Source organism: Halomonas sp. TG39a (genome assembly GCF_000744395.1).
Taxonomy (GTDB): Bacteria; Pseudomonadota; Gammaproteobacteria; order Pseudomonadales; family Halomonadaceae; genus Vreelandella; species Vreelandella ventosae_B.
Genome location: NZ_JQLV01000001.1, coordinates 3,792,238 through 3,809,150 on the forward strand (window position 1 = coordinate 3,792,238; position 16,913 = coordinate 3,809,150).

22 protein-coding genes are annotated in these 16,913 nt (G+C 55.2%); all 22 read left to right on the forward strand.

All coding sequences use genetic code 11. The annotated features are described in order from the left end of the window. Window positions 1-10 precede the first annotated feature (10 nt). The 22 genes from rpoC (at window position 11) to rplF (ending at window position 16,906) form a co-directional block, all read left to right on the forward strand. Complete coding sequence (gene rpoC, locus U738_RS17025; RefSeq protein WP_035582680.1) at window positions 11-4,225, forward strand: DNA-directed RNA polymerase subunit beta'; 4,215 nt, start codon at window positions 11-13, stop codon at window positions 4,223-4,225. Between the two features lie 208 nt (window positions 4,226-4,433). Further along, the gene (gene rpsL / locus U738_RS17030) at window positions 4,434-4,808 is read left to right on the forward strand and encodes a 30S ribosomal protein S12 (protein ID WP_008959173.1); all 375 of its coding nucleotides are present in this window, start codon (window positions 4,434-4,436) and stop codon (window positions 4,806-4,808) included. Between the two features lie 175 nt (window positions 4,809-4,983). After that, entirely contained in the window at window positions 4,984-5,454 is a 471-nt protein-coding gene (rpsG, locus tag U738_RS17035) for a 30S ribosomal protein S7 (RefSeq protein WP_009288145.1), read from the forward strand. A 230-nt stretch (window positions 5,455-5,684) separates the two neighbouring features. Next, entirely contained in the window at window positions 5,685-7,808 is a 2,124-nt protein-coding gene (gene fusA, locus U738_RS17040) for an elongation factor G (RefSeq protein WP_035582682.1), read from the forward strand. A gap of 29 nt (window positions 7,809-7,837) precedes the next feature. Further along, entirely contained in the window at window positions 7,838-9,031 is a 1,194-nt protein-coding gene (gene tuf, locus U738_RS17045; RefSeq protein WP_007112008.1) for an elongation factor Tu, read from the forward strand. Between the two features lie 159 nt (window positions 9,032-9,190). After that, window positions 9,191-9,502, forward strand: coding sequence for a 30S ribosomal protein S10 (gene rpsJ / locus U738_RS17050; protein WP_007112007.1), 312 nt, complete (start codon window positions 9,191-9,193; stop codon window positions 9,500-9,502). Window positions 9,503-9,663: 161 nt separating this feature from the next. Continuing rightward, window positions 9,664-10,302, forward strand: a complete 639-nt coding sequence (gene rplC, locus U738_RS17055) for a 50S ribosomal protein L3 (protein WP_035582685.1) — start codon at window positions 9,664-9,666, stop codon at window positions 10,300-10,302. Between the two features lie 15 nt (window positions 10,303-10,317). Next, window positions 10,318-10,923 carry a 50S ribosomal protein L4 gene (gene rplD, locus U738_RS17060; RefSeq protein WP_007112005.1) on the forward strand — a complete coding sequence of 202 codons (606 nt, stop codon included), beginning with the start codon at window positions 10,318-10,320 and terminating at the stop codon, window positions 10,921-10,923. Further along, window positions 10,920-11,216 carry a 50S ribosomal protein L23 gene (rplW, locus tag U738_RS17065; protein ID WP_008959167.1) on the forward strand — a complete coding sequence of 99 codons (297 nt, stop codon included), beginning with the start codon at window positions 10,920-10,922 and terminating at the stop codon, window positions 11,214-11,216. The genes rplD and rplW overlap by 4 nt, the downstream gene beginning before the upstream one ends. 17 nt (window positions 11,217-11,233) lie before the next feature. Further along, a complete protein-coding gene (rplB, locus tag U738_RS17070; protein WP_008959166.1) occupies window positions 11,234-12,064 on the forward strand; it encodes a 50S ribosomal protein L2 in 831 nt (276 codons plus the stop codon). Between the two features lie 33 nt (window positions 12,065-12,097). Further along, a complete protein-coding gene (gene rpsS, locus U738_RS17075) occupies window positions 12,098-12,373 on the forward strand; it encodes a 30S ribosomal protein S19 (protein WP_009098993.1) in 276 nt (91 codons plus the stop codon). Between the two features lie 18 nt (window positions 12,374-12,391). Next, on the forward strand, window positions 12,392-12,724 hold the full coding sequence (gene rplV / locus U738_RS17080; protein ID WP_007112002.1) for a 50S ribosomal protein L22: 333 nt from the start codon (window positions 12,392-12,394) through the stop codon (window positions 12,722-12,724). A gap of 10 nt (window positions 12,725-12,734) precedes the next feature. Then, window positions 12,735-13,436: a 30S ribosomal protein S3 gene (gene rpsC, locus U738_RS17085; RefSeq protein ID WP_009288141.1), complete on the forward strand. Its 702-nt coding sequence runs from the start codon at window positions 12,735-12,737 to the stop codon at window positions 13,434-13,436. Between the two features lie 15 nt (window positions 13,437-13,451). Beyond that, entirely contained in the window at window positions 13,452-13,865 is a 414-nt protein-coding gene (rplP, locus tag U738_RS17090; protein ID WP_007112000.1) for a 50S ribosomal protein L16, read from the forward strand. After that, entirely contained in the window at window positions 13,865-14,056 is a 192-nt protein-coding gene (rpmC, locus tag U738_RS17095; protein WP_007111999.1) for a 50S ribosomal protein L29, read from the forward strand. Before rplP ends, rpmC begins: the two co-directional genes overlap by 1 nt. A 1-nt stretch (window position 14,057) precedes the next feature. After that, on the forward strand, window positions 14,058-14,318 hold the full coding sequence (gene rpsQ, locus U738_RS17100) for a 30S ribosomal protein S17 (RefSeq protein WP_007111998.1): 261 nt from the start codon (window positions 14,058-14,060) through the stop codon (window positions 14,316-14,318). A gap of 48 nt (window positions 14,319-14,366) precedes the next feature. Beyond that, a complete protein-coding gene (gene rplN, locus U738_RS17105; RefSeq protein WP_008959163.1) occupies window positions 14,367-14,738 on the forward strand; it encodes a 50S ribosomal protein L14 in 372 nt (123 codons plus the stop codon). 14 nt (window positions 14,739-14,752) lie between these two features. Beyond that, window positions 14,753-15,067 (forward strand): 50S ribosomal protein L24, encoded by a 315-nt coding sequence (rplX, locus tag U738_RS17110; RefSeq protein WP_007111996.1) that lies wholly within the window; start codon window positions 14,753-14,755, stop codon window positions 15,065-15,067. Window positions 15,068-15,085: 18 nt separating this feature from the next. After that, a complete protein-coding gene (gene rplE, locus U738_RS17115; protein ID WP_035582688.1) occupies window positions 15,086-15,625 on the forward strand; it encodes a 50S ribosomal protein L5 in 540 nt (179 codons plus the stop codon). 10 nt (window positions 15,626-15,635) lie between these two features. Further along, window positions 15,636-15,941 carry a 30S ribosomal protein S14 gene (rpsN, locus tag U738_RS17120; protein ID WP_022520866.1) on the forward strand — a complete coding sequence of 102 codons (306 nt, stop codon included), beginning with the start codon at window positions 15,636-15,638 and terminating at the stop codon, window positions 15,939-15,941. Window positions 15,942-15,973: 32 nt separating this feature from the next. Further along, window positions 15,974-16,366 carry a 30S ribosomal protein S8 gene (gene rpsH, locus U738_RS17125; RefSeq protein ID WP_035582690.1) on the forward strand — a complete coding sequence of 131 codons (393 nt, stop codon included), beginning with the start codon at window positions 15,974-15,976 and terminating at the stop codon, window positions 16,364-16,366. A 9-nt stretch (window positions 16,367-16,375) separates the two neighbouring features. Next, window positions 16,376-16,906, forward strand: a complete 531-nt coding sequence (gene rplF / locus U738_RS17130) for a 50S ribosomal protein L6 (protein WP_009288139.1) — start codon at window positions 16,376-16,378, stop codon at window positions 16,904-16,906. The last annotated feature ends 7 nt before the right edge of the window (window positions 16,907-16,913 follow it).

A 16,913-nucleotide genomic window follows, 5' to 3' on the forward strand; every position in this document is an offset into this window, starting at 1 on the left:
GAGCCGTCCCATGAAAGATTTGGTGAAAGTACTCAAATCGCAGTCTCAGTCCGAAGAGTTTGACGCGATCAAGATTACCCTGGCGTCGCCGGACATGATTCGCTCCTGGTCGTTTGGCGAGGTGAAGAAGCCCGAGACCATCAACTACCGTACCTTTAAGCCGGAGCGGGATGGTCTGTTCTGCGCCAAGATCTTTGGTCCGGTCAAAGACTACGAGTGCCTGTGCGGCAAGTATAAGCGCATGAAGCACCGCGGCATTATCTGCGAGAAGTGTGGCGTCGAAGTGACCAAAGCCGCCGTGCGCCGTGAGCGCATGGGGCACATTGAGCTCGCCTCGCCGGTCGCCCACATTTGGTTTTTGAAGTCACTGCCGTCGCGTATCGGCATGTTCCTTGATATGACCCTGCGTGATATCGAGCGCGTGCTGTACTTCGAAAGCTTTGTCGTTATCGACCCCGGTATGACCACGCTTGAGCGTGGTCAGCTGATGAACGACGAGCAGTACTTTGAAGCGCTGGAAGAGTTTGGCGACGACTTTGACGCTCGTATGGGTGCCGAAGCCGTTCAAGAGCTGCTCAAAGACATCGATCTGGAAGAAGAGATTAACCATCTGCGTGAAGAAATTCCGCAGACTAACTCAGAAACCAAGATCAAGAAGCTCTCCAAGCGCCTCAAGCTGCTTGAAGCCTTCTACCACTCCGGCAACGCGCCGGCGTGGATGGTCATGGAAGTGCTGCCCGTGCTGCCACCGGATCTGCGTCCGCTGGTACCGCTGGACGGTGGCCGCTTCGCGACCTCCGATCTCAACGACCTTTACCGTCGTGTGATCAACCGTAACAACCGCCTGAAGCGTCTGCTCGATCTCAATGCGCCGGATATTATCGTGCGCAATGAGAAGCGCATGCTCCAGGAAGCGGTCGATGCACTGCTGGATAACGGCCGTCGTGGCCGTGCGATCACGGGCTCTAACAAGCGTCCGCTGAAATCGCTCGCTGACATGATCAAAGGTAAGCAGGGCCGTTTCCGTCAGAACTTGCTGGGTAAGCGCGTCGACTACTCGGGCCGTTCGGTAATTACCGTAGGTCCGACGCTGCGTCTGCACCAGTGTGGTCTGCCCAAGAAAATGGCGCTTGAGCTGTTCAAGCCGTTTATCTACTCCAAGCTGCAGTCGCTGGGCTACGCCTCAACGATCAAAGCCGCCAAGAAGATGGTCGAGCGCGAGCTGCCGGAAGTGTGGGACATCCTTGCCGATGTTATCCGCGAGCACCCGGTACTGCTTAACCGCGCCCCCACGCTTCACCGTCTGGGTATCCAGGCGTTTGAGCCGCTGCTGATCGAAGGTAAAGCGATTCAGCTGCACCCGCTGGTATGTGCCGCCTACAACGCCGACTTTGACGGTGACCAGATGGCGGTACACGTACCGCTGACCCTGGAAGCCCAGCTCGAAGCGCGTGCGCTGATGATGGCCACCAACAACGTGCTTTCGCCCGCTAACGGCGAGCCGATCATCGTGCCGTCCCAGGACGTTGTACTGGGTCTTTACTACATGACCCGCGAAAAGATCAACGCCAAAGGCGAGGGCATGGTGTTCTCTGACCTTAATGAGGTCGAGCGCGCTTTCGGTACCCAGTCAGTATCGCTCCACGCACGGGTTAAAGTGCGTTTAGACGAGATCGACATTGAAGAAGAGACCGGCGAGCGTAGCTTCCACCGGCGTATTTACGACACCACCGTCGGCCGTGCGCTGCTGTTCCGCATTCTGCCGGAAGGGGTGCCGTTCAAGCTGATCGATCAGCCGATGAAGAAGAAGGCGATCTCCAGCCTGATCAACGAAGTTTATCGTCGTGCTGGCCTCAAGCCGACCGTCATCTTCGCTGACCAGCTGATGTATACCGGTTTCCGTCTGGCGACCTGGTCAGGCGCCTCTATCGGTGTAAATGACTTCGTTATTCCCGAAGCCAAAACCGAGATCGTTGACGCCGCGGAAGCGGAAGTTAAAGAGATCGAAGACCAGTTCTCTTCTGGCCTGGTAACAGCGGGTGAGAAGTACAACAAGGTTATCGATATCTGGTCCAAGGCCAACGATAAAGTCGCCAAGGCGATGATGGTGGGCATCTCCAAAGAGACCGTTATCGATCGTGATGGAAACGAAGTTGAGCAGGACTCGTTCAACAGCGTCTTCATCATGGCTGACTCCGGTGCTCGTGGTAGTGCTGCCCAGATTCGTCAGCTTGCCGGTATGCGTGGCCTGATGGCTAAGCCGGATGGCTCGATCATCGAAACACCGATCGTCGCCAACTTCCGTGAAGGTCTGAACGTACTGCAGTACTTCATCTCGACCCACGGCGCGCGTAAAGGTCTTGCGGATACGGCACTGAAAACGGCCAACTCCGGTTACCTGACCCGTCGTCTGGTCGACGTGGCGCAGGATTTGGTGATCACCGAGGTTGACTGTGGTACCGAAAACGGCTTGACCCTGCACCCGATTATCGAAGGCGGCGACATTATCGTACCGCTTTCCCAGCGAGTGCTAGGTCGCGTCGTGGCCCAGGATGTTGTCCATCCTGGCAGCGGCGACGTGCTGATTGCTAAAGGTACCCTGCTCGACGAGAAGTGGTGTGCCGAGCTCGACACCATGGGTGTCGACGAGATCATCGTGCGTTCCACAATTACCTGTGAGACCGCACACGGCGTGTGTGCCTCCTGTTACGGCCGTGACTTGGCACGTGGTCACCAGGTCAACATCGGTGAAGCGGTCGGCGTTATCGCCGCACAGTCCATCGGTGAGCCGGGTACCCAGCTGACCATGCGTACCTTCCACATCGGTGGCGCGGCATCGCGCTCCTCTGCGGTAGATAGCGTACAGGTGAAGCACGGCGGTAAAGTTCGTCTGCACAACATCAAGCACGTTGAGCGTGCCGACGGTAAGCTGGTAGTGGTATCCCGTTCTAGCGCCCTGGCCGTTGCTGATGACCATGGCCGTGAGCGTGAGTACTACAAGCTTCCCTACGGTGCTGAGCTGTCTGTACGTGACGGCGACGTGGTCGACGCTGGCGCGACGGTTGCCAAGTGGGATCCGCACACTCACCCGATCGTTGCCGAAGTAGAAGGTAAGGCGCAGTTCATCGATCTCGACGAAGGTGTCACCATGCACCGCAGTGTCGATGAGATGACCGGCCTGTCGTCTATTGAGGTTATCGAGTCAGCCGCACGTCCTATGGCCGGCCGTGATAAGCGCCCCATGGTTATGCTGCAAGACGCTGCGGGTGAATACGTATCGGTTTCTGGTTCAAACACGCCGGTACAGTACTTGCTGCCGGGTAACTCGATTATTTCGGTCGACGATGGTGTCACTATCGGTGTGGGTGAAGTGGTTGCCCGTATCCCGGTAGAAGCGTCGGCGAACAAAGATATCACCGGTGGTCTGCCGCGGGTGGCTGACTTGTTCGAAGCACGTAAGCCGAAAGAGTCGTCTATCCTGGCGGAAATCAGCGGTGTGATCAGCTTCGGTAAAGAGACCAAAGGTAAGCGCCGTCTGACGATTACTCCGGAATCTGGTGACCCGTTTGAGGCGCTGATTCCGAAATGGCGTCAAATTGCCGTCTTCGAAGGCGAGACCGTCGAGAAGGGCGAGGTGATTTCCGATGGGCCGAGCAATCCCCACGATATCCTGCGTCTGCTGGGTGTTGAGGAACTTGCCAAGTACATCACTGCCGAAGTGCAGGACGTTTACCGTCTACAGGGCGTAGGCATTAACGATAAGCACATCGAAGTCATTGTGCGCCAGATGCTGCGCAAGGTAGAGCTAACCGATTCGGGCGATTCTGACTTCATCACCGGCGACCAGGCAGAACTGGTTCGCGTGCTGGAACAGAACGAACGTCTGGAAAAAGAGAAGAAATTCCCGGCCAAGTATCAGCGTATGCTGCTGGGTATCACCAAGGCCAGCCTGGCCACCGAGTCGTTCATTTCCGCGGCCTCCTTCCAGGAGACAACCCGCGTACTGACCGAAGCGGCGGTGACCGGCAAGCGCGATTATCTGCGCGGCCTGAAAGAGAACGTCGTAGTGGGTCGTCTGATTCCGGCAGGTACCGGTCTGACTCACCACGCGGAACGTCGTCGCAAGCGCGAAGACGTTGAGCAACTGTTCAATCCTTCGGCGACCGAAGTTGAGCAGGAGCTGGGTGCTCAGTTGACCGCTCTCGATTCTGACGATGAGCTGTAAACGGGCCCATGGCACGACAGTAAGTGGTACGTAAAACGAGTAGCTGACCTGAAAAGCGTCGCCTTGTCGGTAAAACCGCCGGCAAGGCTTGACGTGACCTAGGGTCAGCCTTTAGAATGCGCAGCCTTTAACAGTGGGGTGGGTGCGCCCGCATCCGCTGCCCGTACTTGTTGAAAGGCAAGGCAACCATTGGAGTCAGCTAAACACCATGGCAACGATTAATCAGCTAGTGCGCAAGCCGCGCAAGCGCCCCGTCACCAAAAGTGACGTGCCAGCGCTGCAGGCTTGTCCGCAAAAACGCGGCGTATGTACGCGCGTTTACACCACCACCCCGAAGAAGCCTAACTCGGCCCTGCGTAAGGTTTGCCGTGTGCGCCTTACCAACGGCTTTGAAGTGTCTTCTTATATCGGTGGTGAAGGTCACAACCTTCAAGAACACTCTGTCGTTTTGATTCGCGGCGGCCGTGTAAAGGATTTGCCAGGTGTGCGTTATCACACCGTACGTGGCGCCCTTGACACCTCCGGCGTTCAGAATCGTCGTCAGGGTCGTTCTAAATACGGTACTAAGCGTCCTAAGTCCTAAGGGGTTGGGCTGCTGTGCAGCACTGCCCTGTTAAACGGGCTTGTTGAGTAACGATTATCACGAATTTGACGGTCTGATAAGAGTAAGGTCGGGCGGCGCTTGTTGTATTTACATAGCGTACACAAGTAGCACGAGTTCCGGGTTTACCTGAAAGATCCTTAATTGAGGGCTTATCATGCCTAGAAGAAGAGTAGTAGCTAAACGCGAGATTCTGCCGGATCCTAAGTTCGGAAGTGAGCGTCTGGCGAAGTTCATGAACCACCTGATGGTCAGCGGCAAGAAGTCCATAGCTGAGCGTATCGTCTACGGTGCGTTGGACAAGGTTGCCGAGCGTAGTAAAGAAGATCCGCTGGAGATCTTCGACAAAGCGCTGGAAGCCATCCAGCCGATGGTCGAAGTGAAGTCGCGCCGCGTGGGTGGTGCGACCTATCAGGTGCCGGTTGAAGTACGTCCGTCACGCCGTCAAGCGCTAGCCATGCGCTGGCTGGTAGACGCGGCGCGTCGTCGCGGTGAGAAAACCATGGTGCAGCGTCTGGCTGGTGAAATGCTTGATGCCGCTGAAGGTAAAGGTTCTGCCGTTAAGAAGCGCGAAGACGTGCATCGTATGGCAGAAGCCAACAAGGCCTTCTCGCACTACCGTTTCTAAGGTACGCGTATCTAAGGTCAGTGTTTCTAAAATCGGCGTTTCTAAGTACGGCGTTTTTAAGTATGGCTTTAGGGTTTCAATATGCACGTTGTTCAGCATGGCGAAGTGTTTGCTGAGTCGCTCTGTTGTAATACCTAACCGCTACCCTCAAGGGGTAGCGGCGGTCGCATAAGCCTCGCTTGCATACGCCGCTAAATTAACGAGCATCGCCAACAAACGGGAGTTTCACCGTGGCACGCAAGACTCCACTAAATCGCTACCGTAATATCGGTATCGTCGCTCACGTCGACGCGGGTAAAACCACGACGACTGAGCGTGTACTGTTCTACACCGGTCTCTCCCACAAAGTGGGCGAAGTCCACGACGGTGCTGCGACCATGGACTGGATGGAGCAGGAGCAGGAGCGTGGTATCACTATCACCTCAGCTGCGACTACCTGTTTCTGGCAGGGCATGAGCAAGCAGTTTCCTGAGCACCGTATCAATATTATCGACACCCCGGGGCACGTTGACTTCACTATCGAAGTTGAGCGTTCTCTGCGCGTACTGGATGGCGCGGTGGTTGTACTGTGTGGCTCTTCCGGCGTTCAGCCGCAGACCGAAACAGTATGGCGCCAAGCCAACAAGTACGAAGTTCCGCGTATGGTTTTCGTCAACAAGATGGACCGTACCGGCGCTGACTTCTTCATGGTTGTCGAGCAGCTGAAAGAGCGCTTGGGTGCCAACGCTGTGCCGATCCAGATTAACTGGGGCACAGAAGAAGACTTTAAAGGCGTTATCGACCTGATTCAGATGAAGGCTATCCTGTGGGATGAGGAAAGCCTGGGTATGAATTATGAGCTCGTTGATATTCCGGCTGAATTGCAAGAAACAGCCGAGAAGTATCGCGAAGAGATGGTTGAGGCCGCTGCCGAAGGCTCTGATGAGCTGATGGAAAAGTACCTTGAAGGCGGTGAGCTAACGATTGAAGAGATCAAGGCTGGCCTGCGTGCGCGCACCCTGGCTAACGATATCGTTCTGGTTACCTGTGGTTCTGCCTTTAAGAACAAAGGCGTTCAGGCAGTGCTGGATGGCGTTATCGAATACATGCCTTCGCCGACAGAAGTTAAGGCGATCGAAGGTGAGCTTGACGATAAAGACGGCACCGTCGATACCCGTGAGGCTGATGACAGTGCACCGTTTGCGGCGTTGGCGTTTAAAATTGCCACCGACCCCTTTGTTGGTACGCTGACCTTTATCCGCGTCTACTCGGGCGTTCTGAAATCTGGTGACGGCGTGTATAACTCCGTTAAGCAGAAGAAAGAGCGTGTTGGCCGTATCGTTCAGATGCACGCCAACTCTCGTGAAGAGATCAAAGAGGTTCTGGCGGGCGACATCGCTGCCTGTATCGGCCTGAAAGACGTCACCACCGGTGATACTCTTTGCGATATCGATAACAAGATTGTTCTCGAGCGCATGGAATTCCCGGATCCGGTTATCTCGGTTGCCGTAGAGCCTAAGTCTAAGGCCGACCAAGAGAAGATGGGCGTTGCCCTGGGCAAGCTTGCTCAAGAAGACCCCTCCTTCCAGGTCAAAACCGACGAAGAAACCGGCCAGACGATTATTTCTGGTATGGGTGAGCTTCACCTGGATATCCTTGTTGACCGTATGCGTCGCGAGTTCAAGGTTGAAGCCAATATCGGTAAGCCTCAGGTTGCTTACCGCGAAACCATTCGCGGCAGCATTGAGCAGGAAGGCAAGTTCGTACGTCAGTCTGGCGGTCGTGGTCAGTACGGTCACGTTTGGCTGCGTATCGAGCCGCTGACAGCTGAAGAGAAGGGTGAAGGCGACGAAGAAATCTTCTTCAAATTTACCTCTGAAATCGTAGGCGGCGCGGTTCCTAAGGAATACGTCCCTGCGGTTGAGAAGGGTGCTTACGAGCAGCTCAAAAACGGCGTCATCGCGGGTTACCCGATGATTGACGTTAAAGTATCGCTGTTCGACGGCTCCTTCCACGACGTGGACTCCAACGAGACTGCGTTTAAGATTGCTTCTTCTATGGCAGTAAAAGAAGGTGCCAGGAAGGCCAAGGCCGTGCTGCTGGAGCCGGTGATGAAGGTCGAAATCGTGACCCCCGAAGAATTTATGGGTGACGTCATGGGTGACCTGAGCCGTCGTCGCGGCCTGGTGCAGGGTATGGATGACTCCTCTTCTGGTAAAGTCATTCGTGCGACGGTGCCACTGGGCGAGATGTTCGGTTATGCAACCGATCTGCGCTCACAAACCCAGGGCCGTGCGAGCTACTCTATGGAGTTCTCGAAGTACGACGAGGCGCCCTCCAGCGTCGTTGAAGCCGTCATCAATCAAAACGGTTAACCGTTAGCTAACGTAAAGAGGTTATAGCAGTGGCTAAGGAAAAATTTGAACGTTCCAAACCGCACGTCAACGTCGGCACCATTGGTCACGTCGACCACGGTAAAACGACTCTGACTGCGGCCCTAACCCGCGTGTCTGCTGAGGTTTTCGGCGGCGACTGGCGTGAGTTTGATACCATCGATAACGCTCCTGAAGAGCGCGAGCGCGGTATCACGATCGCTACTTCACACGTTGAATATCAGTCTGAAGATCGTCACTACGCGCACGTTGACTGCCCAGGGCACGCTGACTACGTCAAGAACATGATTACCGGTGCTGCGCAGATGGACGGCGCGATCCTGGTATGTTCTGCCGCAGATGGCCCGATGCCGCAAACTCGCGAGCACATCCTGCTGTCTCGTCAGGTTGGCGTACCGTACATCGTTGTGTTCCTGAATAAAGCGGACATGGTCGATGACGAAGAGCTGCTTGAACTGGTAGAAATGGAAGTTCGCGAACTTCTCGACCAGTACGACTTCCCGGGTGACGACACACCGATCATCACTGGCTCTGCGCTGATGGCGTTGAACGGTGAAGATGAGAACGGCATGGGTACTACCGCCGTTGCTAATCTGATCAAAGCTCTGGATGCTTACATCCCTGAGCCGGAGCGTGCTATTGATCAGCCGTTCCTGATGCCGATCGAAGACGTGTTCTCCATCTCTGGTCGCGGTACTGTTGTGACTGGTCGTGTAGAGCGCGGCATCGTTAAAGCGGGCGAAGAAGTGGAAATCGTGGGTATCCGCGACACCACCAAAACGATCGTTACCGGTGTTGAAATGTTCCGTAAGCTGCTCGACGAAGGTCGTGCTGGTGAGAACGTTGGCGCCCTGCTGCGTGGTACTAAGCGTGATGACGTCGAGCGTGGCCAGGTACTGGCCAAGCCGGGCACCATCAACCCGCACACTACCTTCGAAGCAGAAGTTTACGTACTGTCCAAAGAAGAGGGTGGTCGTCACACGCCTTTCTTCAAGGGCTACCGTCCGCAGTTCTACTTCCGTACCACCGACGTAACCGGTACTTGTGAACTGCCGGAAGGCGTTGAAATGGTCATGCCGGGTGACAACGTGCAAATGGTTGTTACCTTGATCGCTCCGATCGCAATGGACGAAGGCTTGCGCTTCGCTATTCGTGAAGGCGGCCGTACTGTCGGTGCTGGCGTTGTGGCCAAGATCGTCAAGTAAGCAACATGCTTGAATGATGAAGGGGGCTCTGATGAGCCCCCTTTTCTGCGCACCAACAGCAAATGTTTGACATGGGCTTTTGGCGTGCCTATAATGCGCATCCTTTGAATGCGTGGGTAGACGGCTCGCGCCGTCGACATCCATTGGAGTTTAGGGCAAATGCAGAACCAAAAGATTCGCATTCGGTTGAAAGCTTTCGACCATCGCCTGATCGACCAGTCTACAGCGGAGATTGTTGAAACCGCTAAGCGTACTGGTGCTCAGGTTCGTGGACCGATTCCGCTGCCGACCAACCGCGAGCGTTACACCATTCTGATCTCGCCGCACGTCAACAAAGATGCGCGTGACCAGTATGAGATTCGTACGCACAAGCGTGTGCTCGACATTGTTGAGCCGACCGAGAAAACTGTTGACGCTTTGATGAAGCTTGATCTCGCCGCAGGCGTAGACGTGCAAATCAAACTCAACTAATTACACTAGTCACTTTGCGGCCCAGCGCTCATCGCTCTTTGTAAAGAGTTGGCATAAGCAGCAGCCGCCGCGCCGTGAGGCGCCACACAATGTGCTAGTGGAATGCTCTGGAAAGGGCAGCCATAGCGGGTGATAGCCCCGTACACTATAGGAGACTGAGTATGACTATCGGTTTAGTCGGTAAAAAGGCCGGGATGACCCGTGTCTTTACCGAAGACGGCGCGTCTGTGCCCGTAACCGTTATTGAAGTTGATCCTAATCGTGTTACACGCGTTAAATCTGTCGAATCTGACGGTTACGCAGCGATTCAGGTCACATCTGGCTCTCGCAAAGCTAAGCACCTCACCAAAGCGCAAGCTGGTCAGTTTGCCAAGGCGGGTGTTGAAGCTGGTCGTGCACTGATGGAATTTCGTCTTGCAGAAGGCGAGGAGATTCCTGAAGTGGGCGGCGAAATCACCGTATCCCTCTTCGAAGCTGGTCAAATGGTTGACGTGACTGGCACCTCTAAGGGTAAAGGCTTCCAGGGTGCTGTTAAGCGCTGGAACTTCCGTACCCAAGATATGACTCACGGTAACTCTCTGTCGCATCGCGCGCCGGGTTCTATCGGCATGTGTCAGACTCCGGGTCGCGTTTTCAAAGGCAAAAAGATGGCCGGTCAAATGGGTAACGCCCGTTGCACCGTGCAGAGCCTTGAGATCGTCCGTGTCGACGCCGAGCGTAACCTGCTGCTGATTAAAGGCGCCGTACCGGGTGCTCCCGGTAGTGACGTTATCGTTCGCAGCGCCGTGAAAGCAGGCTGAAGGGGATAATTACCAATGAATCTGAATCTTGCTGCAGGCGCGGGTACCGTTGAAGTAGCCGACGCCACTTTTGGCAAAGAATTCAACGAAGCGCTCGTTCACCAAGTGGTCACTGCCTATTTGGCGGCTGGTCGTCAGGGAACTCGCGCACAAAAGAGTCGTTCCGACGTTCGTGGCGGTGGTAAGAAGCCGTGGCGTCAGAAAGGCACCGGTCGTGCACGTGCCGGTACCATCCGCTCTCCGCTATGGCGTAGTGGTGGCGTAACCTTCGCGGCGCGTCCGCAAGACTACACCCAGAAGGTTAACCGCAAGATGTACCGTGCAGCGATGCGCTCCATCTTGTCAGAGCTGGTACGTCAAGAGCGTTTAGTCGCGATTGAAGAGTTCGTCGTCGATGCGCCTAAGACCAAGCAGGTAGCTGCCAAGCTAAAAGAGCTCAACCTTGAAAAAGTGTTGATCGTCACTGAAGAAGTTGACGAGAAGCTCTATTTGGCCGCGCGCAACCTTCCCCACGTTGACGTGGTGGATGTCGCGGCAGCTGACCCGGTAAGCCTGGTAGCCTTTGATAAGGTGCTGATTACCGTCTCCGCCCTGCGTAAATTCGAGGAGAAGCTGGCATGAACCAGGAACGCGTATTTAAGGTTCTGCTTGGGCCGCACGTGACCGAAAAGGCCGCAATGGCAGCCGAGCGCAACCAGTACGTTTTCAAGGTAGCATCTGATGCTACCAAGCCCGAGATCAAAAAGGCCGTTGAAGCACTCTTCGGCAAAAAGGTCGGTAGTGTTCAGGTTCTGAACATGAAGGGTAAAACAAAGCGTACTGCGAACGGCGTTGGCCTGCGTAAGGGTTACCGCAAAGCGTATGTGACCCTGGCTGCGGGTGAAACGCTCGAAGACTTCTCTGGCGCCGAATAAGGGCAGGAGTACGGATAATGGCAATCGTCAAGACCAAACCCACTTCCGCCGGTCGTCGCCACGTCGTCAAGATCGTTGGCGAGGAACTGTTTAAAGGCCGTGCTTACGCACCGCTTTTAGAAAAACAGTCCAAGTCCGGCGGCCGGAATAACTACGGTCGTATCACCACCCGCCACGTGGGCGGTGGTCATCGTCACCACTATCGGTTGATCGATTTCAAGCGCACCAAAGATGGCATTCCTGCCACCGTTGAGCGCCTGGAGCACGATCCCAATCGCAGTGCGCACATTGCGCTGCTGAAGTATGCCGATGGTGAGCGTCGTTACATCATTGCACCGAAAGGTGTCAGCGCGGGTGACGTGCTGGAATCTGGTGTTAACGCGTCAATCAAAAAAGGCAATGCCTTGCCGCTGCGTAACGTCCCGTTGGGTTCTACGGTGCACTGCATCGAACTCAAGCCGGGTAAAGGTGCGCAGATTGCTCGCAGTGCCGGTACAAGCGCCCAGCTGGTTGCTCGTGAAGGTAACTATGCCACCCTGCGTCTTCGCTCTGGCGAAATGCGTAAAGTGTTGGCCGAGTGCCGCGCGACATTGGGTGAAGTGAGCAACTCTGAGCACAGCCTGCGTCAACTTGGCAAGGCCGGTGCGAAGCGCTGGAGAGGCGTGCGTCCGACTGTTCGCGGTGTCGCGATGAACCCAGTCGATCACCCGCACGGTGGTGGCGAAGGCCGCACCAGTGGTGGTCGTCACCCGGTATCCCCATGGGGCGTGCCGACTAAGGGTCACAAGACGCGTAAGAACAAGCGCACCGACAAGCTGATCATTCGTCGTCGTAATAAGACGCGTTGATCTAAATTGCCAAGACATTAAGAGGTAACGGCTGTGCCACGTTCACTAAAGAAAGGTCCCTTCATTGACCTTCATCTTTTGAAGAAGGTAGAGGCTGCAGTGGAGAAGAACGATCGCAAACCGATCAAGACTTGGTCGCGTCGTTCTATGATCCTGCCCAATATGGTAGGCCTCACTATCGCGGTCCATAATGGTCGCCAACACGTCCCGGTGCACGTATCCGAGGAAATGGTTGGCCACAAATTGGGCGAATTCGCTGCTACCCGCACTTATCGTGGGCATGCGGCGGATAAAAAAGCCAAACGGTAAGCCAGAGAGGATTGAGAGATGGAAGTCACAGCTAAGCTGCTTGGCGCTCGTTTATCCGCCCAGAAGGCCCGTTTGGTGGCTGACCAGGTGCGCGGTAAACCTGTCGCCGAGGCACTCGACCTGCTGACCTTCTCACCGAAGAAGGCTGCCAAGCTGGTTAAGAAGGTGCTGCAATCCGCGATTGCGAATGCGGAAGAAAATAACGGCATGGATATTGACGAGCTGCGTGTCTCGACCATCTGCGTCGATGAGGGCATGACGCTCAAGCGTATCAAGCCGCGTGCCAAGGGGCGTGCGGATCGTATCTTGAAGCGCACGTGCCACATCACCGTCAAGGTAGCCGAGAAGTAGGAGTCGACCGATGGGTCAGAAAGTCAATCCAACAGGCATTCGACTGGGCATCGTCAAAGACCATGCTTCTGTCTGGTATGCTGAGCGCGGCGCTTACGCCGATAAGCTCAATAACGATCTCGAAGTGCGTAGCTTCCTGGAAGAGCGTCTTAAAAGCGCCTCTGTTAGCCGCATCCACATCGAGCGTCCGGCGAACAATGCCCGCATCACCATTCACACTGCCCGTCCGGGTATCGTGATTGGTAAGAAAGGTGAAGATGTCGACCGTTTACGTCGCGATCTCACCCAGATGATGGGTGTTCCCGTGCATGTGAACATCGAAGAAGTTCGCAAGCCGGAGCTGGATGCCAAGCTAGTCGCTGCTAACGTAGCGGGTCAGCTTGAGCGTCGCGTGATGTTCCGTCGTGCTATGAAGCGCGCGGTACAGAACGCAATGCGTCTTGGCGCTGGTGGCATCAAGATTCAGCTGTCAGGTCGTCTTGGTGGCGCTGAAATCGCACGTACCGAATGGTACCGCGAGGGTCGCGTTCCGCTGCACACGTTGCGTGCGGATATCGACTACGCCACTTACGAAGCTCACACCACCTATGGCGTTATCGGCGTCAAAGTGTGGATCTTCAAGGGTGAAATCCTCGGCGGTATCGAGGAAGTACGTGCCAAGGCGAAACAACAGCCTGCCGGCAACGCGCCCAAGAAGAAAGGTTCCAGGTAAGGGGAGAGCGAGTCGATGTTACAGCCCAAGCGTATGAAATTCCGCAAGATGATGAAAGGCCGCAACCGTGGCCTGGCGCATCGCGGAAGCAAGATCAGCTTCGGGGAATACGGCCTAAAAGCTACCGGTCGCGGCCGCATTACTGCGCGTCAGATCGAAGCAGGCCGTCGTGCGATCACACGTCACGTTAAGCGTGGCGGTAAAATCTGGATCCGCGTCTTCCCTGATAAGCCGATCTCCAAGAAGCCGCTCGAAGTTCGTATGGGTAAAGGTAAAGGTTCTGTTGAGTACTGGGTTGCCCAGATCCAACCGGGTCGGGTCCTGTATGAAATTGAAGGCGTGTCGGAAGAGCTCGCTCGTGAAGCGTTTGAGCTTGCCGCACAGAAAATGCCCTTATCCACCACCTTTGCGAAACGGACGGTGATGTGATGAAAGCCCAGGAAATTCGTGAAAAGTCCGCAGGAGAGCTCCAGGAGCAACTCCTCGAACTCCTCCGCGAGCAGTTTAACCTGCGCATGCAGAAGGCCACTGGCCAACTGAGCCAGACTCATCTGCTCAAGCAGGTCCGCCGGGATATCGCCCGCGTTAAGACTTTGCTCAACGAGAAGGCAGGTGATTGAGATGGCCGAAGAAAACACAAAGCGTACGCTTACCGGTAAAGTGGTGAGCGATAAGATGGACAAGTCCATCGTCGTCATGATCGAGCGGCGCGAGCGTCACCCGATCTACGGAAAATACGTTAAGCGCTCCACCAAGCTGCACGCCCATGATGAGGCGAACCAGGCTAAGGCAGGCGATACGGTCTCTATTCAAGAGTGCCGTCCGCTTTCCAAGAAAAAAGCTTGGACGCTGGTCGAGGTGGTTGAACACGCCAAGGGTTAATCCCTGGCTTGTCAATCAGTGCAGTCAGATTAGGTTTGGAGAAAACCGATGATTCAGACTCAGACAATGCTGGATGTCGCCGACAACAGCGGAGCGCGCCGGGTGCAATGCATCAAGGTGTTAGGCGGTTCACACCGTCGTTACGCTCGCGTTGGTGATATCATCAAGGTCACGGTTAAGGAAGCGATTCCGCGTGGCAAGGTCAAAAAAGGCCAGGTGCTAAAAGCGGTCGTGGTCCGGACCCGTAGTGGCGTCCGTCGTCCCGACGGTTCGCTCATCCGTTTCGATGGAAATGCGGCAGTTTTGTTGAATAACACCAACGAACAGCCCATCGGTACCCGTATTTTTGGGCCGGTGACTCGTGAACTTCGTAATGAAAAGTTCATGAAGATCATTTCCTTAGCGCCTGAAGTGCTGTAAGGAGCGAGGCGGATATGCAAAAGATCAAACGTGACGATGAAGTCATCGTCATCGCCGGGAAGGATAAAGGCAAGCGTGGCACCGTTAAGCGGGTATTAGAAAACCGCTTTTTGGTGTCCGGTGTGAACATGATTAAACGTCACACCAAGCCAAATCCCATGGCGGGTAATCAGGGCGGTATCGTCGAGCGTGAGGCTCCGATTCACGCGTCCAACGTAGCCATCTTCAATTCGGAGACCGGTAAGGCGGATCGCGTCGGCTTCCAAGTGAAGGAAGACGGTACCAAGGTACGTATCTACAAGTCGACGCAGACGCAGATCGACGCCTAACGCGAGTCGGGTAGCAAAATGGCGAACTTGAAAGAACGTTATCAAAACGAGGTAGCAGCTCAACTCAAAGAAGAGTTCAGCTATGCCAACGTTATGCAGGTACCACGGATCACGAAAGTGACTCTGAACATGGGTATCGGCGAAGCAGTCAACGATAAAAAGTTGATTGACAATGCCATCGGCGACCTAGAGAAGCTCTCTGGTCAAAAACCGCTGGTGACCAAAGCACGTAAGTCCATCGCGGGCTTTAAGGTGCGCGAAGGTTGGCCAATCGGCATCAAGGTAACACTACGCGCTGAGCGTATGTGGGACTTCTTGGACCGTTTGGTGTACATCGCGATTCCCCGCGTGCGTGACTTCCGTGGTCTCAACCCGAAGTCTTTCGACGGTCGTGGTAATTACTCCATGGGTGTGCGTGAGCAGATCATCTTCCCGGAGATCGAGTATGATAAGATCGATCGTATCCGGGGGTTGGATGTCACTATCACGACGACCGCCAACACTGACGAGGAAGGTCGTGCGCTGTTAACCGCGCTGAACTTCCCGTTCAAGAAATAGGGCTGGGATCATGGCTAAGAAAAGTATGGTAGAGCGTGAGCTTAAGCGTACTCAGCTGGTCGCGAAGTATGCGACCAAGCGCGCTGAACTCAAGAAGATCATCTCAGACGTGAATACGTCTGAGGAAGACCGCTTCGAGGCGACGCTGAAGCTGCAGCAACTGCCGCGCGACTCAAGCCCGGTGCGTCAGCGTAACCGCTGCCGTATTACCGGTCGTCCGCACGGTTTTTACAACAAGTTCGGCCTCGGCCGTAACAAGCTGCGTGAAGCCGCCATGCGTGGCGACGTTCCAGGACTGAAAAAGTCCAGTTGGTAACGCCACGTAGAATTATCAGGAGCGCACATTAAATGAGCATGCAAGACACTCTGGCGGATATGTTTACCCGTATCCGCAATGCGCAGATGGCCACCAAGGAGACGGCAACCATGCCGTCCTCCAAGCTGAAAGTGCAAGTGGCCCGAGTGCTAAAGGAAGAAGGCTACATTGCCGACTTTGCGGTAGCGGAGGGTGTTAAGCCCGAGCTAACCGTAACTCTCAAGTACTTTGAGGGTAAGCCGGTCATTGAGCACATTCAGCGGGTTTCCAAGCCGTCCCTGCGCCGCTACATGGGCAAGGACAACTTGCCTAAGGTTGCCGATGGCCTGGGTATCGCGATTGTCACCACATCTAATGGTGTCATGACCGATCGTGCCGCGCGCCAAGCGGGTGTCGGTGGCGAAGTCATCTGCACCGTATTCTAGGAGGCTGGAATGTCCCGCATAGCGAAATATCCGGTTAAAGTGCCTGCCGGCGTTGAGATTAAAATCAATGCTGACCAGCTGACCGCCAAAGGCGGCCAGGGCACGCTATCTATGACCATCCACTCTGATGTAGTGGTCGGTCAGGAAGATGGCCAGCTGACCTTCGCCCCGAGCGAATCTGCCAAGAGCTGGGCAATGGCCGGTACTACCCGCGCCTTAGTTCAGAACCTGGTAACGGGCGTATCCGAGGGTTTTACACGGACTCTCGAAATTGTTGGCGTCGGTTATCGTGCCCAAGCTAAGGGCCAGACGCTCAATCTTTCACTGGGCTTCTCGCACCCGGTCGACTATGAACTGCCTAAAGGTGTCTCAGCGGAAACGCCGAAGAACACCGTTATCGTGCTGAAAAGCGCGGATAAGCAGATGCTCGGCCAGTGCGCCGCGGAAATCCGCGCCTTCCGTCCCCCCGAGCCGTATAAAGGCAAGGGTGTTCGGTACGCCGACGAGCAGGTGCGTCGCAAAGAAGCCAAGAAGAAGTAAGGCAGGG